The organism is Nonomuraea sp. NPDC003754 (genome assembly GCF_053605785.1).
The window spans coordinates 20,513-40,950 of sequence record NZ_JBSGJX010000052.1; the positions used below are offsets into that span (position 1 = coordinate 20,513).

At 70.8% G+C, this 20,438-nt stretch carries 20 protein-coding genes; 14 read left to right on the plus strand and 6 right to left on the minus strand.

Annotated elements, in window-relative coordinates:
• Positions 1-163: 163 nt before the first annotated feature.
• The 4 genes from ACWEVS_RS40090 to narI are packed head-to-tail and all read left to right on the plus strand — an operon-like array spanning position 164 to position 6,685.
• Positions 164-3,793: a nitrate reductase subunit alpha gene (locus tag ACWEVS_RS40090; RefSeq protein WP_452419582.1), complete on the plus strand. Its 3,630-nt coding sequence runs from the start codon at positions 164-166 to the stop codon at positions 3,791-3,793.
• The gene (gene narH, locus ACWEVS_RS40095) at positions 3,793-5,340 is read left to right on the plus strand and encodes a nitrate reductase subunit beta (protein WP_452556018.1); all 1,548 of its coding nucleotides are present in this window, start codon (positions 3,793-3,795) and stop codon (positions 5,338-5,340) included. Before ACWEVS_RS40090 ends, narH begins: the two co-directional genes overlap by 1 nt.
• Positions 5,337-5,999, plus strand: coding sequence for a nitrate reductase molybdenum cofactor assembly chaperone (gene narJ / locus ACWEVS_RS40100; protein WP_452556020.1), 663 nt, complete (start codon positions 5,337-5,339; stop codon positions 5,997-5,999). The genes narH and narJ overlap by 4 nt, the downstream gene beginning before the upstream one ends.
• On the plus strand, positions 5,996-6,685 hold the full coding sequence (narI, locus tag ACWEVS_RS40105; RefSeq protein WP_452556022.1) for a respiratory nitrate reductase subunit gamma: 690 nt from the start codon (positions 5,996-5,998) through the stop codon (positions 6,683-6,685). Before narJ ends, narI begins: the two co-directional genes overlap by 4 nt.
• A 340-nt stretch (positions 6,686-7,025) precedes the next feature.
• On the opposite strand, the gene ACWEVS_RS40110 is transcribed toward narI, so the two are convergent.
• The 3 genes from ACWEVS_RS40110 to ACWEVS_RS40120 all read right to left on the minus strand — a co-directional run bounded on the left by ACWEVS_RS40110 (position 7,026) and on the right by ACWEVS_RS40120 (position 9,472).
• Positions 7,026-7,295 carry a hypothetical protein gene (locus tag ACWEVS_RS40110; protein ID WP_452556024.1) on the minus strand — a complete coding sequence of 90 codons (270 nt, stop codon included), beginning with the start codon at positions 7,293-7,295 and terminating at the stop codon, positions 7,026-7,028.
• A 280-nt stretch (positions 7,296-7,575) separates the two neighbouring features.
• Positions 7,576-8,994 carry a nitronate monooxygenase gene (locus ACWEVS_RS40115; RefSeq protein ID WP_452419579.1) on the minus strand — a complete coding sequence of 473 codons (1,419 nt, stop codon included), beginning with the start codon at positions 8,992-8,994 and terminating at the stop codon, positions 7,576-7,578.
• On the minus strand, positions 8,987-9,472 hold the full coding sequence (locus tag ACWEVS_RS40120; protein WP_354911511.1) for a hemerythrin domain-containing protein: 486 nt from the start codon (positions 9,470-9,472) through the stop codon (positions 8,987-8,989). The genes ACWEVS_RS40115 and ACWEVS_RS40120 overlap by 8 nt, the downstream gene beginning before the upstream one ends.
• Before the next feature lie 229 nt (positions 9,473-9,701).
• On the opposite strand from ACWEVS_RS40120, the gene ACWEVS_RS40125 reads away from it, so the two are divergent.
• The 4 genes from ACWEVS_RS40125 (at position 9,702) to ACWEVS_RS40140 (ending at position 11,693) form a co-directional block, all read left to right on the plus strand.
• A complete protein-coding gene (locus tag ACWEVS_RS40125; RefSeq protein ID WP_452556026.1) occupies positions 9,702-10,025 on the plus strand; it encodes a helix-turn-helix transcriptional regulator in 324 nt (107 codons plus the stop codon).
• 1 nt (position 10,026) lies between these two features.
• Positions 10,027-10,536, plus strand: coding sequence for a hypothetical protein (locus tag ACWEVS_RS40130; protein WP_452556028.1), 510 nt, complete (start codon positions 10,027-10,029; stop codon positions 10,534-10,536).
• A gap of 116 nt (positions 10,537-10,652) precedes the next feature.
• The gene (locus tag ACWEVS_RS40135) at positions 10,653-11,069 is read left to right on the plus strand and encodes a TetR family transcriptional regulator C-terminal domain-containing protein (protein WP_449929796.1); all 417 of its coding nucleotides are present in this window, start codon (positions 10,653-10,655) and stop codon (positions 11,067-11,069) included.
• Between the two features lie 147 nt (positions 11,070-11,216).
• The gene (locus tag ACWEVS_RS40140; protein WP_354911522.1) at positions 11,217-11,693 is read left to right on the plus strand and encodes a COG4315 family predicted lipoprotein; all 477 of its coding nucleotides are present in this window, start codon (positions 11,217-11,219) and stop codon (positions 11,691-11,693) included.
• A gap of 525 nt (positions 11,694-12,218) precedes the next feature.
• Here ACWEVS_RS40140 and ACWEVS_RS40145 read toward each other — a convergent pair.
• A complete protein-coding gene (locus ACWEVS_RS40145) occupies positions 12,219-12,872 on the minus strand; it encodes a hypothetical protein (RefSeq protein WP_452419573.1) in 654 nt (217 codons plus the stop codon).
• Between the two features lie 176 nt (positions 12,873-13,048).
• On the opposite strand from ACWEVS_RS40145, the gene ACWEVS_RS40150 reads away from it, so the two are divergent.
• The 6 genes from ACWEVS_RS40150 (at position 13,049) to ACWEVS_RS40175 (ending at position 18,181) form a co-directional block, all read left to right on the plus strand.
• Positions 13,049-13,432, plus strand: coding sequence for a hypothetical protein (locus tag ACWEVS_RS40150; RefSeq protein ID WP_449929793.1), 384 nt, complete (start codon positions 13,049-13,051; stop codon positions 13,430-13,432).
• On the plus strand, positions 13,429-14,358 hold the full coding sequence (locus tag ACWEVS_RS40155) for an NAD-dependent epimerase/dehydratase family protein (RefSeq protein WP_449929791.1): 930 nt from the start codon (positions 13,429-13,431) through the stop codon (positions 14,356-14,358). Before ACWEVS_RS40150 ends, ACWEVS_RS40155 begins: the two co-directional genes overlap by 4 nt.
• Positions 14,359-14,470: 112 nt before the next feature.
• Positions 14,471-15,061 (plus strand): hypothetical protein, encoded by a 591-nt coding sequence (locus tag ACWEVS_RS40160; RefSeq protein WP_452556031.1) that lies wholly within the window; start codon positions 14,471-14,473, stop codon positions 15,059-15,061.
• Positions 15,062-15,103: 42 nt separating this feature from the next.
• Positions 15,104-16,093 carry a GlxA family transcriptional regulator gene (locus ACWEVS_RS40165; protein WP_452556033.1) on the plus strand — a complete coding sequence of 330 codons (990 nt, stop codon included), beginning with the start codon at positions 15,104-15,106 and terminating at the stop codon, positions 16,091-16,093.
• A 541-nt stretch (positions 16,094-16,634) separates the two neighbouring features.
• Positions 16,635-17,387 (plus strand): hypothetical protein, encoded by a 753-nt coding sequence (locus ACWEVS_RS40170; protein WP_452556035.1) that lies wholly within the window; start codon positions 16,635-16,637, stop codon positions 17,385-17,387.
• Positions 17,388-17,737: 350 nt separating this feature from the next.
• On the plus strand, positions 17,738-18,181 hold the full coding sequence (locus ACWEVS_RS40175; RefSeq protein ID WP_452419570.1) for a hypothetical protein: 444 nt from the start codon (positions 17,738-17,740) through the stop codon (positions 18,179-18,181).
• Positions 18,182-18,511: 330 nt separating this feature from the next.
• Here ACWEVS_RS40175 and ACWEVS_RS40180 read toward each other — a convergent pair whose 3' ends face one another.
• A complete protein-coding gene (locus ACWEVS_RS40180) occupies positions 18,512-19,120 on the minus strand; it encodes a hypothetical protein (RefSeq protein ID WP_449929779.1) in 609 nt (202 codons plus the stop codon).
• A 114-nt stretch (positions 19,121-19,234) separates the two neighbouring features.
• Positions 19,235-20,407, minus strand: coding sequence for a hypothetical protein (locus tag ACWEVS_RS40185; protein ID WP_452556037.1), 1,173 nt, complete (start codon positions 20,405-20,407; stop codon positions 19,235-19,237).
• Positions 20,408-20,438 lie beyond the last annotated feature (31 nt).

A 20,438-nucleotide genomic window follows, 5' to 3' on the forward strand; every position in this document is an offset into this window, starting at 1 on the left:
TCGACCCGCGTCAGGCCGATCGGACGTGCGGAAAGGGACTTTGGTCCCTGCCGTCACGTCCTCGACCACCGGAACCCTTGAGCATGCCTGTTGCTCTTCGCGATGAGGATGATCCATGACCACAAAGCCCGATGGCCTACCTCGTATCGGCAGCGTCCCCGGCATGGGACCGTTGCTCGCCGCCCGCACGTTCTTCACCAAGGCCGAGGTGTCGGCCGACGGGCGCACCCTGCACCAGATAGACCCCAGCGCGTGGGACCGCTTCTACCGCGACCGCTGGGCCCACGACAAGGTGGTGCGGTCCACGCATGGCGTGAACTGCACCGGCTCGTGCTCGTGGAACGTGTTCGTCAAGGACGGGTTGATCACCTGGGAGCACCAGGCGACCGACTACCCGTCGGTGGGGCCGGACTCGCCGGAGTACGAGCCGCGCGGTTGCCCCCGTGGCGCGTCGTTCTCCTGGTACACCTATTCGCCCTCGCGCGTGCGCTACCCCTACGTGCGCGGGGTGCTGCTGGAGATGTGGCGCGAGGCCAAGGCCAGGCTCGGCGACCCCGTGCTGGCGTGGGCCGAGCTGACCGGCGACCCGGACCGGGCGCGCGCCTACAAGCGGGCCAGAGGCAAGGGCGGCTTCATCCGCTCCACCTGGGACGAGGTGCTCGAGCTGATGGCCGCCGCGCACGTGCACACCATCAAGGAGTACGGCCCCGACCGCGTGGCCGGCTTCTCGCCGATCCCGGCCATGTCCATGGCGTCGTTCGCGGCCGGCACGCGGTTCCTGTCCATGATCGGCGGGACGCTGCTGTCGTTCTACGACTGGTACGCCGACCTGCCCATCGCCTCCCCGCAGGTCTGGGGCGACCAGACAGACGTTCCCGAAGCCGCGGACTGGTGGAACACCCGCTACCTGATCATGTGGGGGTCCAACATCCCGGTCACCCGCACCCCGGACGCCCACTTCATGACAGAGGCGCGCTATCAGGGCACGAAGGTGGTCGCAGTCAGTCCCGACTACGCCGACAACGTCAAGTTCGCCGACGACTGGCTGGCCCCGCACCCCGGCACCGACGGGGCGCTGGCCATGGCCATGGGGCACGTGGTGCTGACCGAGTTCTTCCGTGACCGGCAGGTGCCGTACTTCACCGACTACGTCCGCAAGTACACCGACCTGCCGTTCCTGGTGACGCTGGAGCGCCGCGGCCACGCGTACGTGCCGCGCCGCTTCCTCACCGCCGCCGACCTGGGCGAGCAGAGCGAGAACGCCGAGTTCAAGACCGTCTTCCTCGACGACGAGACCGGTGAGACCGTCGTGCCGAACGGCTCGCTGGGCTTCCGGTGGGGCCAGGAGGGCGAGGGCCGCTGGAACCTCGGCCTGGACGGCAAGCAGCCGGTGTTGAGCCTGATCGATCGCAGCACCCAGGCGGTGCCGGTGGACCTGCCCCGCTTCGACGAGGGCGCCACCGAGGGCGGCTCGGTGATGCGCCGCGGCGTGCCGGCGACCGAGGTCGGCGGCCTGCTGGTCACCACCGTCTTCGACCTGCTCATGGCCCAGTACGGCGTGGCGCGCGACCTGCCGGGCGAGTGGCCGGAGTCCTACGAGGACGCGGCCCAGCCGTACACTCCCGCCTGGGCGGAGGAGATCACCTCGGTCCCCGCCGCCACGATCGCCAGGATCGCCAGGGAGTTCGCCCGCAACGCCGAGCGCACGGACGGCCGGTCCATGATCGCGATGGGCGCGGGGACCAACCACTGGTTCCACTCCGACCAGATCTACCGGTCCTTCCTCACGCTGGTCCTGCTGACCGGCTGCCAGGGAGTCAACGGCGGCGGCTGGGCGCACTACGTCGGCCAGGAGAAGGTGCGCCCGGTGACGGGCTTCCAGCACCTGGCCTTCGCCTTCGACTGGCAGCGGCCGACCCGGCACATGGCCGGCACGGCGTTCTGGTACCTGGCCACCGACCAGTGGCGCTACGAGCGCATCAAGGCCGACGAGCTGGCCAGCCCGCTGGGGTCGGGGATGTTCGCCGGCAGGTCCTTCGCCGACTGCAACGCCCAGGCGGCGCGGCTGGGCTGGCTGCCCTCGCACCCCACGTTCAACCGCAACCCGCTCGAGCTGGCCGACGAGGCCGCGGCGGCCGGTCTGCCGGTGGCCGAGTACGTGGTCAACGAGCTGAAGGCGGGCCGGCTGCGGTTCGCCGCCGAGGACCCGGATGATCCGGCCAACTTCCCGCGCGTGCTGACGGTGTGGCGGGCCAACCTGCTCGGCTCCTCGGGCAAGGGCAACGAGTACTTCCTGCGGCACCTGCTCGGCACCGACGCCGAGACCCGCAACGAGGAGACCCCGGAGGGCCTGCGGCCCGCCGAGGTGACCTGGCGGCAGGAGGCCACCGAGGGCAAGCTCGACCTGCTCACCACGATCGACTTCCGGATGACCTCGACCGCGCTGTTCGCGGACGTGGTGCTGCCCGCGGCGACGTGGTACGAGAAGCACGACCTGTCCACCACGGACATGCACCCCTTCATCCACGCCTTCAACCCCGCGATCGCGCCGCCGTGGCAGACCCGCAGCGACTACGACGCCTTCCTGACGCTGGCCGACCGCTTCTCCGAGCTGGCCGCCGGGCACCTCGGGCGGCGCACCGACGTGCTTGCCGTACCCCTGACGCACGACACCCCGGACGAGCTGGCCCAGCCGGGCGGGCGGGTGCGTGACTGGAAGTACGGCGAGTGCGAGCCGGTCCCCGGGCGGACGATGCCGAAGATCGTCACGGTCGAGCGCGACTACGCGGCCGTGGCCCAGCGGGTGCGGTCCGTGGGGCCGCTGTTCGCCGAGCTGGGCCTGACGACCAAGGGCATCACCTACCGGGTCGACCCCGAACTGACCTACCTGCGCAGCCAGAACGGCGTCACCCCGGAGGGGCGGATCTCACTGGCCACGGCCGAGCGGCTGTGCGAGGCGATCCTCGCCCTGTCGGGCACCACCAACGGCCGGCTCGCCACGCAGGGCTTCGAGACGCTGGAGCGGCGCACCGGCACGCGGCTGGCCGACCTGGCGGCCGAGCACGAGGGCAAGCGGATCACCTTCGCCGACACCCGGTCGCGCCCGCAGCCGGTCATCACCTCCCCCGAATGGTCGGGTTCGGAGACCGGCGGGCGCCGCTACTCGGCCTTCGTCGTCAACGTCGAGCGCGACAAGCCCTGGCACACCCTCACCGGACGTCAGCAGTTCTTCCTCGACCACGACTGGATCACCGAGCTGGGCGAGCAGCTGCCCGCCTACCGCCCGCCGCTCAACATGCACCGCCACTACGGCGAGCAGGGCGACGGCGGCGCGGCCGAGGTCACCGTCCGCTACCTGACCCCGCACTCCAAGTGGTCCATCCACTCCGAATACCAGGACAACGCCTACATGCTGGCGCTCTCGCGCGGCGGGCCCACCATCTGGATGAGCGTGGCCGACGCCGCGGCGATCGGCGTCGCGGACAACGACTGGATCGAGGCCTACAACCGCAACGGCGTGGTCGTCGCCCGCGCCGTCGTCTCCCACCGCATGCCCACCGGGACCGTGTACATGTACCACGCCAAGGACCGCAACGTGAACGTGCCGCTGACGGAGAAGTCGGGACGGCGCGGCGGCGTCCACAACTCGCTGACCCGCCTGCTGCTCAAGCCCAGCCACCTCATCGGCGGCTACGCCCAGTTCACCTACGCCTTCAACTACTACGGCCCGACCGGCAACCAGCGTGACGAGATCACGGTGATCCGCCGCCGCGGCCAGGAGGTGACCTACTGATGCGCGTCCTCGCCCAGGTGGCCATGGTGATGAACCTGGACAAGTGCATCGGCTGCCACACCTGCTCCGTCACCTGCAAGCAGACCTGGACCAACCGCGACGGCGTGGAGTACGTCTGGTTCAACAACGTCGAGACCAAGCCCGGCGTCGGCTACCCCAAGCGGTACGAGGACCAGGACCGCTGGAAGGGCGGCTGGCGGCTCGACCGCCGCGGACGGCTCGAACTGCGCGCCGGCGGCCGGATCAGGCGGCTCGTCAACCTGTTCGCCAACCCCGACCTGCCGAGCCTGGACGACTACTACGAGCCGGCCACCTACGACTACGACACCCTCGTCAACGCCCCCGCCGGGCCGCACACCCCGGTGATCCGCCCCAAGTCCGCCGTCACCGGGCAGGACATGGCCATCACGTGGGGCGCCAACTGGGAGGACGACCTCGGCGGGGCCCCCGAGCACGCCCCGGCCGACCCCAACCTCGCCGCCATGACCGAGCGGGTGAAGATGGAGTTCGACAGGACCTTCATGTTCCACCTGCCGCGCATCTGCGAGCACTGCCTGAATCCGGCCTGCGTGTCCGCCTGCCCGTCGGGCGCGATGTACAAGCGGGAGGAGGACGGCATCGTCCTGGTGGACCAGGACCGCTGCCGCGGCTGGCGCATGTGCGTCTCGTCCTGCCCCTACAAGAAGGTCTACGTCAACCACAAGACCGGCAAGGCCGAGAAGTGCACCTTCTGCTTCCCCCGGATCGAGGCCGGCCAGCCGACCGTGTGCGCCGAGACCTGCGTCGGACGGCTGCGCTACATCGGCCTGATCCTCTACGACGCCGACGCCGTCCTGGAGGCGGCCGGCGTCCCCGACCCAAAGGACCTGCTGGAGGCCCAGCGCCGGGTCTTCCTCGACCCCCACGACCCCGACGTGATCGCGGCCGCCCGGGCCTCGGGGATGAGCGAGGACTGGATCGCCGCCGCGCAGCGCTCGCCCATCTACGAGCTGGCCATGCGGTACCGCGTGGCGCTGCCCCTCCACCCGGAGTACCGGACGCTGCCCATGGTCTGGTACATCCCGCCGCTGTCGCCCGTGCTCGACGCCGTGACCGGGTTGGGAGCCGACGCCGACGACCCCGACAACGTCTTCCACGCCATCACCGACCTGCGCATCCCCCTGGAGTACCTGGCCGGCCTGTTCTCCGCCGGGGACACCGAGGTCGTGGCCGGGGTGCTGATGAAGCTGTCGGCCATGCGCGCCTACATGCGCGACCGCACCCTCGACGGCACCGTCGCCACCGACCTGCTGGAGGCCACCGGCATGACCGCGGCCGAGATGGAGGAGATGTACCGGCTGCTGGCCATCGCCAAGTACGACGATCGCTACGTGGTGCCCGCCGCCCACCGCGAGGACGCCGCCGCCCTGTCGGCCCAGGCCGACGGCTGCAGCCTCGACGTCGAGGGCGGGCCTGGCATGAACGACTTCCACCCCACCGGCGTGACCGGCCGCCGCTCCGACGGGCGCATGGCGCTCAAGCTCTTCGTCAGGAAGGAACCCACGTGAAACTGCTGTCACGCCGCCCGGCGCCGGTCGCTCAGGACCGCGCGACGCTGCTGCGGCTGGTCTCGCTGCTCCTGCAGTACCCCGACGAGCAGTTGCTCGCCGCCCGCGCCGACCTGCGGCAGGCCGTCGCCGCGCTCCCGCCCTCCCCCTCACGCGAGGCGCTCGCCGAGTTCACGACCTGGTACGGCGAGGCCGACCCGGCAGCCCTGGCACGCGCCTACGTCGAGACCTTCGACCTGCGCCGCAGGTCCAGCCTCTACCTCACCTACTACCTGCACGGCGACACCCGCCGCCGCGGCATGGCCCTGCTGACGCTCAAGCAGCGCTACCGCGTCTCCGGGCTCACCCCGCCCGACGACGAGCTGCCCGACTTCCTACCCCTGGTGTGCGAGTTCGCCGCCCTGGCCGGACCCTCGACCGGTGAAGCGCCGCTGCGCCAGCACCGCAAGGGCCTCGAGCTGATCCGCACGGCGCTGCACGAGGCGGCTTCGCCGTACGCGCTGGTGATGGACGCGCTCTGCGCGGCCCTGCCCGGCCTGACGGCGGCCGAGCGGTCCGCCGTCGCCGACCTCGCCCTGGCCGGACCGCCCGACGAGGAGGTCGGCCTGGCCCCCTTCGCCCCACCCGAGTACCTCACCGGAACGGAGGTGCGGCCGTGAGCGTCGCGCTCTGGGTCGTCATCCCCTACGTCGCCATCACGGTCTTCGTCGTCGGCCACGTCTGGCGCTGGCGCACCGACCAGTTCGGCTGGACCACCCGCACCACCCAGGTGCTGGAGAGCAGGTTGTTGCGGCTCGGCTCGCCGCTGTTCCACCTCGGCATGTTCGCCGTCATCGGCGGGCACGTCATGGGCCTGCTGGTGCCCAAGAGCTGGACCGAGGCGGTCGGCGTCTCCGAGCATCTCTACCACGTGGTGTCGATCGCCGCGGGGACGGTCGCCGGGGTGATGGTCATGGCGGGCCTGGGCCTGCTGCTGGCGCGCCGGTTCGTGAACCCCCGGGTACGGCGCACCACCACGCGGATGGACAAGGCCATGTTCGCCGCGTTCGCGGTGGTCATCGTGCTGGGCATGGCCGAGACGGTGGGGCGCAACCTGCTCGGCGGCGGGTACGACTACCGCGCCACCGTGGCCGTGTGGTTCAGGGGCATCCTGACGTTCCGGCCCGACTCGGAGATCATGGCCGGCGTGCCGTTGGTGTACCAGCTGCACGCCCTGGCCGCGTGGGTGTTCATCGCGATGTGGCCGTTCACCCGGCTGGTGCACGTGTGGTCGGCGCCCGTGGCCTATCTGTGGCGGCCGTACGTCGTCTATCGCCGCCGCCTGACCAGGCCCGCGCGGTCGTAGGTCCGCTTCAGGCTCTCGTCAGAGAGACCTGCCGGCGCAGGAGGGTGCCGCCGTCCTGGCGTGGTTCGACGGTGAAGCGCCCTCCCAGCCGCTCGGCCCGGTCCCGCAGATTCCGCAGGCCGCTCCACCGCCCCTTCCAGGCGCAGGCCCGGACGGTGTCGTCCGGTGCCGGACAGGGTGGGTGCTCTGGATCGGCTCCGACCGGCCGTCGAGACGCTCCCCGGGGGGAAGCCGGAGGAGCCGGGATGCCGGCCGGCTGGGCAGCGGCCGAGGTGAACGACGAAACGCCCGCCCAGGCTGGATCAGCCGTCGGGGCGGGCATCCGGCCGCATCGGGTCCGTCAACCGTGATGTCGCAGATCGTCCTGGTAGGGGAAGCTGCCCGGCTGGTAGGAGCACCACGGCTCCTCGCCGAACACGTCACCTCCCGACGCGTAGGCGCGTGACCGGGAACCGCCGCAGATCAGCCTGAACTCGCAGGCACCACAGCGTCCCGTCAGCCGGCTCGGATCGCGCAGCGCGAGGAAGAGCGGCGACGTCCGGTAGATGTCGGCCGGCGGCCGCTCCCGCACGTCGCCCGCCGTCAGGGGAAGGAAACCCGACGGATGCACGGTCCCGGTGTGGGAGACGAACACGAAGCCGCGACCGGCGTCGACGTCGATCGGCGGACGGCGGACACGCCGCTCCCCGATGAGCCCGACCCTTCCCGCCGAGCTGCGCAGGCCGACATCGTGCGGAGGAACACGCCGTCGTAGCCGCGGAAGTCGTCGTGCCGCCGCGGTGTGGCGCCGTCGAGGCTGAGCGAGATCGCCGCGGCACCCGCGTGATGGAGCCGGGCCAGGTTCCCGGCCGTCAGCGCGGGCGTGGCCGAAGGGGAGACGGCGGGGGCCGTCATGCCGGCACTCCCAGCAGGATGCGGTCCACCACGTCCGCGGCCGAATGATCCGCGGGCAGGCCGTCCAGGAAGCCGACGTCCTGGCCGAGGGTCACCAGCGCGGGCTCGACGTAGCCGTCGGCGCGCTGCTGGCCCAGGCCGATGGCGGCCAGCAGGCCGTTGCACAGGCACCGCCGGTCGGCCGCCTCCTGCTCAGGCCGTCCCTTGCGGACGTAGGTCTCGACCGGCTCGGCCGGGCAGCGGTAGCCGACGGCGCCATCGGGCCTGGTGTACGGCACGCGGAGGTAGCCCAGGTCGCACAGCCGCGGCCGGGCGGCATGGACGTCCGGGTCGGACAGGGTGCCCGGCAGGTCGGCGACCTTGAACGGGAAGCCGGTCGGCGAGGCTCTTGGGTCGTTGCGCACCGTCAGGTCGCCCTCGGCGATGCGGCGCAGCAGCAGGCGCCGCAGGTTCGGGTCGAGGCCCGACTCGCGGCAGAGCGCGAAGGCCGAACCCACCTGGACCCCGGCGGCTCCCGCCGCCCGCGCCCGCGCCAGCCCGTCCGGCGTGCCGTACCCGCCGGCCAGCCAGAACGGCAGGCCCAGCGCGGCGACCTTGGCGGTGTCGGCCTCGTCGCGCGGGCCGTACACGGGCTCGCCGGCCGCGTCGAGCCGCATCGGCCCTCGGGGTGGCGCGCTGTGCCCGCCCGCCACGGCCGACTCCAGCACGAAGCCGTCCGGCCGGGTCCGCGGTGACCGCGCCAGGTAGGCGGCCAGGACGTGCGAGGAGACGATCGCGAGCAGCCGGGGACGCCGGAGCGCGGGAAGGCCGCGGCCGAGCAGCCGTTCCGGGTCGAGACCCACCGAGTGCCGCGTGTCCTCCGCGCCCGCCACGGTCACCGAGATCCCGGCCGGCCGATGTGCCGCGAGAGCGTCGAGGAGACCCGGGATCTCCGCGGGAATCCCCGCGCCCATCAGGACGTGGTCCACACCGGCGAGCATCGCGCCGTAGACGGCCGCGGGCGTGGCCAGCTGGATCTTCTCCAGGTAGTTGATCCCGACCTGACCGTCGTGCCCCTCCTTGGCCAGCAGGACCTCCACGTAGTTCGCCACCACGGTCAGCTCGTCCCGCGACCGGTTGCCGCGCAGCCCGAGCCGCGGGATGGGCCGGTACGGCACGCCGGCGCCCGAACCGCCCGGGACGAAGTAGCGGCCGAGGACCCGATCGGCGATCTCGGGCACCGGGAACGCGGCCAGCGCCCGACGCACGTGGCCGCCCGGGTCACCGAGCTGCAACCGCCTGGCCAGCGTGGCGTCCAGGGCGGTCCCCGAGACCACACCCAGCTGCCCGGTCCGCGCCACGGCCCGGGCCAGCCGCCATCCGGACACGCCGACGCCCATCCCGCCCTGGATGAGGACCGGCCGCGGCTCAGACACGCCGACCCCGCACCTGGTCCGCCCACGCCAGCACGTCGAGGTCGCGTTCGACCACGGCGTCACGGGACGCCAGGATGTGCACCACGTCGTCCTCCGGCATGACCTCCGCCATGAGCGCCAGCCCGTCGGAGTCGCTGACGTGCCGCAGCAGCGCCCGCGTGAGCCTGATGCCCCGCTCGGTGTCCAGTTCGGCGGCTCGGGACACGTCGTTCAGCTCGCGTAGCTCCCGGATGGCGCCGTCGTGGTCGGTGAACAGCTTGGCCACGTGCTCCCGGCCGACGATGGGGACCAGGCCCGGATACATGGCCTCCTCCTCGTAGCGGAAGGACGGCCCCGCCGCGGCCGACACGCACGACACCAAGGTCCTGACCCGAGCCGCGTCCCCGGACCGGAAGGCGTCCACCAGCGACAGCAACAGATCGCGGAGCCGGCGGTGCTCGGCGCGGAAACTATGGGTGAAGTAATCGGTGATCGACACGGTGTCGCCCTTCGAATCTCCAGGCAGTGGACGGTTCCTGAGTCCACCACCGGTGCAGTCGACACTCCAGGGACAAAGGTCCCTAATCATCCGGGTCCGGGGTCCTTGACGGCCGACGCTGACGAGATCGAGGCGACGGTCCTGTCGGTGATCGAGGACGGCCCCGGCACCGGGAAGAGCGGAGCCCGGCCACGTCCACATCCCCCACGCGGGAAATAGAGTGGCGATCATGCAGCCTCTGTCGAGGATCACACCGGCTACCGCGGACGTGGTCGAGGCCCTGATGGCCGACCTGGACGCACGCTGGGGGCTGGAGATCACCAAGGCGTCAGGTCGGGCCCCGGGCACCGTCTACCTCGTACTCGACCGGCTGGAGCGCAGCGGATGGGTGGTCTCCACCTGGGAGCCGGACTCCGAGCGGGAAGGGCCCCGCCGGCGCCTCTACCGGCTGACGGGGGACGCCCTGCCCGCCGCGCGTCGCGTCGTCGCCACGTACGCGACCGCGCGCCGGCCGATCGGCCAGAGCTTGCCTCAGCCGCAGCCGGGCGTCTGAGGTGGACGCGCTGAGCCGGGGCATCATCGTCACAGCCGCGGCCATCCTGCCCGGGAAGGCGCGGCGCGAGCGCTACCTCGAGCAGTGGCTCGCCGACGGTGAGGGGGCGGCGGAGCTGGGGATCAGCGCACTGTCCGTGGCGTTCGGGGCCGTCAAGGCCGCGGTGGCGATGAACCTGACCCGCCGCTCGGCCGTGGCGCTCGGACTCGCGGCCGTCCTGGTCGTCGGCGGGATCCGGCTGACGATGACCACGTCCAGATGGGTGCCCGGCGCCGCCATGGCCATGGCGGGCGTGGCGTTGCCGTTCCTGTTGCTGATCATCCGCAGGTTCACCGACCGCGACACGCTCGCAGACTGGGAGGACGCCCTGGCGGCCAGGCAGGCGCGCCTGTCGAAGCGGGCGTCCCCAGGCGCCGAGCCGGCCAGGAGACGGCTGTTCGCGCTGTTCCTGGGCGCCGCCCTGGTGGCCCTGTTCGTCCTGCTGCTCTACGTCATGGTCAGACGAACGTGACGGGACGCCTGGCCCTCGCCGACGCCGGCTCGACGCTGCCGTCACCTTGACGGACCTGCGCTCGTCCGACCCTGCGGTGGCGTCGCTGGAACGCATCCGATCACGCGAGTGCGACCATGGACACACCTGTTCCGCAGGCGTTCGACGCGGTCCTGTGCACCCCCACCGCGACAACGGACGACACCACCCGCGCGTTCCTGTACGGCGGGCTGAGCGCCCTGATCCCGACCGATGAGGAGGGCCGCCGGATCGTGCTGGCCTATCAGGCGCACTACGTCCTCACGCTCACGCAGCCCGAACTCGCGCCGGAGGGGCTGACCTACGCCAACGCGCTCCGGGACTTCGTGGCGGAACGGATCCGGCAGGCCCACGAGGCGGGCCAGGTCACCGCGGGCGAGGATCCGCACACGGCGGCCGCCATCCTCCTGGCGCTGATCACCGGACTGCAGTCCAGCGTGCTGGCCGGGCAGTACGCCGGTCAGACGGCCGTGGACCTGCTCACCGCCCATCTCGACCGGCTCTTCTCCCGGTGAGACCGGCACGTCTCACCCCGCTCCATGGCCGTCGCCAGGCGCGGCACCGCCCGCCCGCGGCGTTGACCATTCCCGCGCCAGAGCTTTACGGCTGCCCGCCGGAGCCGTCCGGCTGAACCGGCGGGCGACCGGTTACGTTGTGCTTCCATGAGGAAACTACTCGTGCCGGCTGCCGCCCTCCTCGTGATCGCGGGCTGCGGCGGCACAGCCGAGCAACGCACCTCCGAGCAGGTCGCGGTCCACCCGGCCGTGGCCACGCCGATGCAACCGGCCGCGGTCCGCGTCGCGTCGTCGAGCATCGGCAAGATCCTTGTCGATGACAAGGGCATGACGCTCTACATGTTCGAGAAGGACAAGGACGGCAAGCCCACCTGCTACGACGCGTGCGCCAAGGAGTGGCCGCCCTACCTGACCAAGGGCGAGCCCAAGGCCGCGGAAGGCGCCAAGGCCGACCTGCTCAAGACCGCCGACCGTACCGACGACGGCACCCAGGTCGTCTACGGCAAGTGGCCGCTCTACCGCTACCACGACGACAAGAAGCCCGGCGACGTGTACGGGCACGACAAGGAGGCGTTCGGCGCCGAGTGGTACGCCCTCAACGCCAAGGGCGAGAAGGCGCACTGACCGCACGCCGATGACGGGGCGCTGCCGGCCCGCGCCGCGGTCCACGACGGCCTCGCTCAGGCCGACCCTGATGCCGACCCGCTCGATCCGTCACCGATGTGGCTGAACTCGAGCCGGTTGTCGTGCAGACCGAACGTCGTCCGGACGCTCGTCGCGACAAGGACGCCCGCGGCCGAGCGCCGCCGGCTTCCCGCCGGGACTCGCCGGCCGTTCGCGCCGACGTGCGGAAGGGCGCCGCCGGGCCGCAGGTGGGGTCCTGCCAGAGGGGACGGCACACGCCGCTCTCGCAGGGGGACGCGGGCATCGACACCGACCCGCTGCCGGCGTACGGCAGAGCAGCCGTCCCCGGGCTCGTCATCGGCTAGGCCGGGCTCGGCCGGACCGCCTGCGCGACGCGATGTCCCAGCTGCGCGTAGCGGTCCAACCGCATGGGCTCGGGTGCCGGGAAGCGGCGCCGTCCCGGTAAGAGTCAGGGGGCTTGGGCGACGCGCGACCGGCGACTCCGCGGCCTGGAGGAGGCCGGCCTCACCCGCCCGAGCGCGCCCGGGAGCCGGTGGAGGCGGCCCTCCGCTTGGCGGAACCCCGCGCGGCGGTGGTCTTCGCCGTGCTCGCCTTCGCCACCTCGGCCTTCTCCCTGTCCGACATCCCTGTGTCGGCCTTTCCTGTGTCCGACTTCGCGATATCGGCCTTGCCTGTGTCGGCCTTCGCCGTCGTGGCCTTCGCCGTGGTGGTCTTCGGTGCTGCGGTCTTCGGCACCGTGGTCTTCGGTGCTGCGGTCCTCGGCACGGTGGTCTTCGGCGCGGTGGTGTCGGCGGTGCTCGTCGCGGTGGGCGGCAACGCCTTCACCTCGCGGTCCCGCTCCTCGCGCCTGCGCTGCGCGATCATCGTTCCGGCGCCGATCGCGGCCGCCACCGGCCACTCGAGCACGCCGAACGCCGCGAGCGCGCCCAGCGCGCCGTAGTAGGCGATGCGCTCGGGCGGAGGCAGGAACGTCCGGGCGACATCCACGGCATGACCGACCTCCTGGCGGCTGGGCAGCTCCAGATGCGGCAGCTCGATGTGCGGCATGGCCGGCATCCGCAGCGCCGGCCGGCGGACCTGGATGGTGACCAGCGGCAGGTCGAGCGTGAGCTCGCCGGACGGGCGCGCCTCAGACGGGCGAGTCTGGGTATCGGTCATGATTCCTCCCCGCATTGTCATGGCGTCTCCCCCACCCCGACCCGTGCCCAGTTTGTGCATAGATATCCGTTCAGCGCAGGTCCTGGTGATCTGTGATCCACATCACCGGCATGTCGTGTCACAGCCGCTCTCGTCCGGCCCGTCCTGTTCGTGGAAGCCCAACGAGAGGAACCATCGTGCGAGATCTCTTCATCAGGATCGCCATCGTCGTCTCGGCGGCGACGATGCTCGTCACCGGCATATGGATGCGCATCGACCCGGCCGGTTTCGCCGCCTGGGCCAACTGGCCCAACCACGTGCACTTCCTGCATGACGCCGGGGTGTTCCAGATGGGCATCGGCGTCATGATGCTCGCCGCCCTGTGGTGGCGGGACGTCATCGCCGTGGTGCTCACCGGGTTCGTCGTCGCCAACTCCTTCCACGCCGTCAACCACGCGCTGGACCTGAAGCTCGGCGGTGGCCGTCCCTCCGACTGGTGGGTCCTGGCGCTCTTCTCGGCCCTGGCCGGGATCGCGCTCGTCGCGCGCCTGCGCGCGCTGCGCAAGGGGGGTCAGGCATGAGAGTGCTGCTCGCCGGCGCCACCGGCACCCTCGGCACCGCGCTGGTCGCCCAGCTTCGCGAGGCCGGCCACGACGTGCTCGGCATCACCAGGTCCGCCCGCGGCGCGACCAGGCTCGTCGCCGCCGGAGCCACGCCCGTCGTGGCCGACCTGATGGACGGCGACGCGCTCCTGGCCGCGGTCGGCGGGCTGCGGGCCGACGCGGTCATCCACCAGGCCACGGCCATCACCGGCATGCCGATGTTCCACCGGAACCTGCACGCCACCGACCGGCTGCGCGACCAGGGCACGGCCCACCTGCTGCGGGCCGCCCGGAAGGTCGGCGCGCACCGTTTCGTCACCCAGTCGTTCTTCCTCGGGTACGGCTACCGCGACCACGGCGAGGAGCCCGTCACCGAGGACCGCCCGTTCGCCGAGCCCGGCCAGGGCAGGGGCTTCGACGTGCACATGCGCTCGATGCGCGCCAACGAGGAACAGACCTTCTCCACCCCGGGCATCGAGGGCGTGGCGCTGCGCTACGGCATGTTCTACGGCCCGGAGGTCTCCACCTGGACGCTCATGGACATGGCCAGGAAGCGCCTGCTGCCGGCCGTCCGCCCCGCGGGGGTCGTCTCGCTGATCCACATCGGGGACGCGGCCTCGGCCGCCGTCGCCGCGCTGGAGCGGGGTACGGCGGGCCGGCCGTACAACATCGCCGATGACGAGCCGGTGGCCTTCGACACGTATGTCGGCGCGCTGGCCGAGGTCGCGGGCGCGGCGGCGCCGATGCGGCTGCCCGCGTGGATGCTGAGGGCGACCCCTTACATGCACGCGCTGATGGCCGGCACCCGCATCAGGATCTCCTCGGAGCGGGCCAAGCGTGAGCTGGGGTGGACGCCCGCCTACCCGACCTACCGCGAGGGACTGCCGACCTGCCGTAGGCCGTGACACGGACCCCGGCAGGAAGGTTCCCCTGCCGGAAAGACCGGCATCCCAGGTTTTCGGACATCTGCTCGTCCGGATCGGCGGCCGGGGCCGCGCGCCGGGGCACCGTGGACCCATGAATCGTCCTGCTCCGGTATCAGCCGGCAACGGCACGCACCCGCTGTCCCGTCCCGGCCAGATGGGGAGGGCCCTGGCCGCGCGCTGGCCGACCTGGTTCGCCCTGGCCTTCGCCGCCGTGAACCTCGCCGACCTGAAGGACGGCCGCGAGCTCGCCGTGGTCGTCCTGCTGTCGGCGATGGTCTACCAGGCCTGCGCGCTGGCCGGCAGGCGCGGCGTCGCGTGGCCGGCTCTCGGCGTGCTGGTCGCGGTCCTGTTCGGGTTCCGGGTCCTCGACGTCGATCCGTGGCCGGTGCTGGTCAGCACCGCGCTCGTACTCGTCGTGGGGTCCCTGCTGGCCGGCCGGTTCCGCGGCGCGCCGCCCTCCGGATGGCAGGTGCCGGCCATGCTCGCCTTCGGCGCGCTGGCGGTGACGGCCGAATACGTGGTGCCGGGCTCGGCGGGATACCTGGTGGCCGGCGCCCTGATCGCGCACGCCGTATGGGACTGGCACCACTGGCGGGCGAACGCCGTCGTGAGCAGGTCACTCGCCGAGTGGTGCGGCGTGCTCGACCTCACGCTGGGCGTGGGCATCCTGATCCTCCTGTGAGGGTGATGCCGGAAGGCCGGCGAGGCGCCCTAGGGTGATCTCATGCGGGAACGTCCGATGGCGGTGGTGGCCTACGAGGATGCCGAGTTGCTCGACATCGCCTGCGTCACCACCACGTTGGCGATGGCGAACGTGATCGGCTCGTTACGGGAGCCGTACCGGACGGTGGTGGTCAGCCCGGGCGCCCGTCCCGTCGACTGCGCCACGGGCTTGACGCTGAACGCCCAGCAGGCACTGGAGAAGGTGACCGGGCCGCTCGACACGCTGTTCGTCTCCGGCGGCTGGGGGCACACCCGCGCCGCCGCGAACCCGGTGATCGTGGGCCACGTGCGCCGGTTGGCGGGCGTGAGCCGGCGCACCGCTTCGGTCTGCACCGGCGCGAGCATCCTGGCGGCCGCCGGGCTGCTGGACGGCAAGCGCGTCACCACGCACTGGCGTTTCGCGCGCGACCTCGCCGAGCGCAGCCCGAAGGCCGTCGTGGACCCCGCGCCGATCTACATCAGGGACGGCACCGTGGCCACGTCGGCGGGCATCACCAGCGCGCTGGACCTGACGCTGGCGCTGGTCGAGGAGGATCACGGGGCCGGCCTGGCCCGGCTGCTGGCCCGTGAGCTGGTGACCTACCTGCAGCGGCCGGGCAACCAGGCGCAGATGAGCATCTTCACCGAGGCGCCGCCGCCCGACCACGACGTGGTCAGGCGGGTCGTCGACCACGTGCACGCCGACCTGGGCGGCGATCTCAGCACGGCCGCGCTGGCGGCCGTCGCGAACGTCGGCGTGCGGCATCTGACGCGCCTGTTCATGGAGCACCTGGGCCAGGCGCCCGGGCAGTTCGTCCGCCGTGCCAGGATCGAGGCGGCGGCCCACCTCCTGGCCGAGACGTCGCTGCCGATGCCGGTCGTGGCCGCACGGTGTGGATTCGGCTCGGCGGAGTCGCTGCGTCAGGCCTTCGTCGGCCGGTACGGCATCCCGCCCTCGCACTATCGGACGGCCCATTCACGCAGCCTGACGGGCCGGCACACCCCGTCCTGAGCATCGCCGATACGGCAGGCGCGCTCACCCGTCCCACAGGCGGGCCCGCACCCGCTCCAGGTGGTCCGGCCAGCACGGGGATCAGGTTGAACAGCAGAGCTGTCTCGCCCATCGGCAACACGGCGACGGCCTGGTTGAACAGCAGCCTCGGAAAGCCCAGCAGAAATCCGCCGGCAACGGCGGCCGGCCAGCCACCAGGCCCGACTTCTGAGTCGCCTGCCTGGACAGGGTTTAGGGAACGAAGAAGACCTCGGTCGACATCGAACCGGCATCCAGAGGGCGTTCTTCGACATGGACGACCACACCGACCAGAAGGAGCTCGACCGCCGTTACTTCCTGCAGAGAGTCTGCCTGGCAGGCGCCTCGAACAAGGCGCTCGGCCGCCCGCTGAAGACGAGTCCGAAGGGCGACGAACGCCGCTGGTTCGAGCGAGGGGCCAGGCAGGCGGCCCCGGCGCCTGCAACACCTGGACGGTGCCCAGCTCGAAGGTCTCCTCATCTGTGTAGACCGTGCCAAGCTTTCCCCCCTAACATCCCGCTTCATGATGATCCGCGTGCTGGCTGCCACGGCGGCCGGACTGATGGCGTTCTCCGGTGCGGCAGCCGCCTACCCGGTCAAGGGCGTCCCCGAGCTGACCCACAACGCCCTGTACAAGAAGGGCAAGCTCCCCAAGATCAGCTGCAAGCTGAGCAAAGGCACGACGAAGTCCTCGACCACCAAATATCTGAACACCCTCGTCGGCTGCCTGAACGACGCCTGGGGGCCGTTCATCCCCGACTTCAAGCCGGTCAAGACCGATATCAAGGCCACTCACGACAAGGGCTCCTGCTACAACGGCATAGAGATCACCGGCTCGTTCGTCACCAGCTGCTACACCCAGCTCCAGATTCAGCTCGGCGCCGACTGGATCAGCGCCAAGGACGACCTGCCGATCCTCACTCAGGTCGCCCAGGCCTGGAGCGGCGTGGTCATGGGCCAGACGGGCATCGGTGCGGCCTACTGGGGCATGCCGAACGACGCCGATGAGAAGCAGCTGGAGGAGCAGGGGCGTCGCTTCGACATGCAGCGGCTGTGCCTGTCCGGCGTGACGCTCAAGGCCCTGGGCGGAAAGTCGAAGAACTGGAAGGCCACGCTGAAGGCCGAGGAGCCCACGCCGGAGGATAAGGACTGGCGCGACCGCTTCAACAAGGACAAGCTCAGCGCCAACGACCTCTACTGGTTCACGCAGGGCTACACCAAGGGCACTCCGGGCGCGTGCAACACCTGGAAGGCGCCGGAGTCCAAGGTCGCGTGACGAACTCCTCCAACGCCTTATCGTAGGCGGCGGGATTCACATTCCCTGACCCACGTGCCCTCCGCCGCAGGTCTGGACGAGGGTGACGAGATCGGGCCGGGCTCTGGCGCTGGCCCGATCGGCACCCCCGTGTCGTCCGTGTCAGCAAATATCAGGATCGGTGGTTTGAAGGCCGAGGCGTGCCGTACATGGTTGAGCTCGTCGAAGGACAGCCCGGTCCGGCGCTCGCGCTGTTGTTTTGATTTGGCGGGCAGGCATTGGCGGAGTCGTCCATACAGTGACGCCTTGGCCTCATCACCGTAGTCGTCTGCACATCCGGCTTTAGGCGGTCCGGCGCCCTGCCCGCCGAGTTGCAGCGGCGCAGGATCACCAGCGAGCCGGTCACGGCGGACGGCCTGACCGCCCCGGCGAGCGCGGTCCGCTCCGGCACGTCGACCTGCACCTGGTCGCCCTTCGGCTGGACGCTCTGGCACGACGACGGCGTGCCAGGCCTGCCGGCCAAGTCGTACAGCACGTTCGACTTCGGCGGCTTCAAACAGAGCATCGCCGAGAGCTACGTCGCCAACTGCACCCCGCAGAGCTCGTCGAGCAACCTCTGGGCCCGGCACCGGATCTACTACAGGAACATCCTCGGCAACTTCGTGAAGCACTTCGAGGGCCTGGTGCCGCCGGGGCACCACCAGGCCGTGGTGAAGTCGGGCGCGATCAAGCGGCACCGCACGGTCTCCTACGACGACGCCTGGAACGCCGACCCGTCCTGCGGCGGCGGCACCTGCGTCTACACCCGTGAGTGACGTTTCCGCAGCTAGAAGCTCGGCGGCCGCTTCTCGCGCAGCGCGCGCACGCCCTCCTGCACGTCAGGCCCGGAGAACCCGAGGAACGGGAGCGGTTCTGGGCGCGGACCTTCGTGCTGGGCGCTCATGCCTGCTGGGCGCGCTGGTGGCGGCCGCCGCTTACGGTCAGATGAGCGGCCCCTGGCCGACGTTCATCATCGGCGTGGGCGCGCCCTCCGGATGTCTTCTCCACCATGATTGGCACCTTGCGGGCGCCTAGCAAGGCACGGCCACAGGTTTTGGCTCTGGCGCAAAGCCCGTCGGAAGCGGTGCGGTGGCCACGGCAGCGGGTCAGCTCACCCCGCCCACGATGGCCTTGCCCTCTCGTGCCGCCGCCGCGTAGAACGGCCCGAGGTCCTCGAACCCCTCATAAGCGCCGTCCGCCGCGTCCCGTCGAGCGGCGCCGAATCCCCATCCCTCGCCCATCAGGCCCTGCGCGATCGCCGTCACCTGGCCGGGATCGAGGACGAACGCCGGGCCGTAGTCGAACTCGTAGCCCTCCACGTCGTTCTCACCGGTCTCGCCGGTCGCCGCCGCGAGCCAGGGATAACACTCCCGCCACTGCGCACTCTCATGCTCGGCCTCGGCTCTGCTCTGTGCGACGGCATCGAGGGTTCGGTAGTCATCTCCGAACATATCGGCTTCATGATGGAAGCCGACGGGCGCCTGCCCGTCGTCGAAGAAGATCGCGCCGATCAGGTCGGGGTTCGCCCGAACGGATTCCAGCAGCTCGACATCGATCTTCGCCAGGTGCAACCACATCGACACGATCATGAATGATAGCGCAGGCGGGAGTGACGTTATGCCGGGCTGGCGTGGGCCGTGCTCGTCGGTATGCACCCAGGTGCGGGTGTAGCGCAGCCGCATGGCGAACGGCGTGCCCGCGAACGTACCTTCCAACGCATCGTTGTGCGGGAGTGCGCCCGGCTACCGTGATCGGTATGGGCTCTCCTCAGCCGTCAGACTGGGGATTTCGCTGTCCGTGGCGGCTGACCCTGCTCGAGAGGACTGCGTTCAGGGGAAGAGATTCGGCCAGTTGTCGCCGCGAGCCCGTACGTCCGCGGCCACCGCTTTCACCGACCGACCGTCGGTGTCAACGCGCAGATCACCTGCCCCGGCGCTGTCGAGCACCTTGGCCTCGAACGCCGCTCGTTCGGCGATACGGTGCAGGGTGTCCGAGTTCAGCCCTTTCAGCTCATCACCCGGTAGGGCCGGCCCGCCTCCCCGGCCACGCTGCGCGACGCGCTCAGCCAGCGTTTCTGGCCCCGCATGCAAGCGGCACACGGTCAAGGCGGTTCCGGGCAGCGACTCGGCGTAGCCGCGGACAATGTCGTCGGAGTCGGCTTCCCCGGAGACGATCAGGCACTGGGCACCCGCCGCACGATATCCCGCCCAGATGGCCGCAAGGTTGCGGGCCTTGAGGCGATGGCTGTCCACGTCGTCGTCCGCGACGGGACGCAGCGCCCCGATCTGCTTCACATCGACATAGGCGGCACGCACGCCGGTCCGGTAGACCTGCATGAAAATCTCGTAGCCGACCGTCGACTTCCCAACCGCCGTAGCACCGCACAGCCACAGCACGGGTACCGGCACGGAAACGGGTGCGGCATCCACCGAGGTCGGGGGGTGCTGCGGGTCGACGACACTGTGGAACGTCGCGGCGGGGAGGATACCCGGCCATCCCCCCACACGCTCACAGACCAGCCGGGCCGCCTCTGACACCACTAAGCCGCCCGTATCCACGCACACGTCGGCGTAGTCGCTGCGTTCCAGGGTTTCCGCTTCAACGACCGCCTCCTCTACCAGATCCGGACGCCATCCCCGCGCGAGGAACCGTTCCTTGAGCTCAGCGCTATCGACGCGCAGTCGGCACACGGTGAACGTGGCCTCAGGAAGAAGGACGGTGTACTCACGAACCTCCTCGGGAGTGTCAACGAAGCCCGCAAGGACCAGACATTGCACCCCTTCCTGCCGGAAGTTCGGCCACATCGCAGCCAGATTCCGCGCGCGCAGGCGATGCGTCACGCCCTCTGGCATGGGGTAGCACAGACTGATCTGGTCAGCGTCGACAAACGCCGTCTTGACGCCGGCACGACTCAGCTGCGCAAACACCTCCCAGCCAACCGTGGACTTCCCGACTCCCGTAGGCCCCGACAGCCAGAGCAGCGGCAGAGAAACGTTGCTCATCCGCGCGACACTAGCGGGCCCCCGGTGGGTC

Coding starts and splice junctions, on each gene's coding strand:
- ACWEVS_RS40090 (WP_452419582.1), top strand. CDS start 164: ATGGGACCGTTGCTCGCCGCCCGCACGTTCTTCACCAAGGCCGAGGTG.
- narH (WP_452556018.1), top strand. CDS start 3,793: ATGCGCGTCCTCGCCCAGGTGGCCATGGTGATGAACCTGGACAAGTGC.
- ACWEVS_RS40125 (WP_452556026.1), top strand. CDS start 9,702: ATGCAGCCTCTGTCGAGGATCACACCGGCTACCGCGGACGTGGTCGAG.
- ACWEVS_RS40135 (WP_449929796.1), top strand. CDS start 10,653: ATGGACACACCTGTTCCGCAGGCGTTCGACGCGGTCCTGTGCACCCCC.
- ACWEVS_RS40140 (WP_354911522.1), top strand. CDS start 11,217: ATGAGGAAACTACTCGTGCCGGCTGCCGCCCTCCTCGTGATCGCGGGC.
- ACWEVS_RS40145 (WP_452419573.1), bottom strand. CDS start 12,872: ATGACCGATACCCAGACTCGCCCGTCTGAGGCGCGCCCGTCCGGCGAG.
- ACWEVS_RS40155 (WP_449929791.1), top strand. CDS start 13,429: ATGAGAGTGCTGCTCGCCGGCGCCACCGGCACCCTCGGCACCGCGCTG.
- ACWEVS_RS40160 (WP_452556031.1), top strand. CDS start 14,471: ATGAATCGTCCTGCTCCGGTATCAGCCGGCAACGGCACGCACCCGCTG.
- ACWEVS_RS40165 (WP_452556033.1), top strand. CDS start 15,104: ATGCGGGAACGTCCGATGGCGGTGGTGGCCTACGAGGATGCCGAGTTG.
- ACWEVS_RS40170 (WP_452556035.1), top strand. CDS start 16,635: ATGATGATCCGCGTGCTGGCTGCCACGGCGGCCGGACTGATGGCGTTC.
- ACWEVS_RS40185 (WP_452556037.1), bottom strand. CDS start 20,407: ATGAGCAACGTTTCTCTGCCGCTGCTCTGGCTGTCGGGGCCTACGGGA.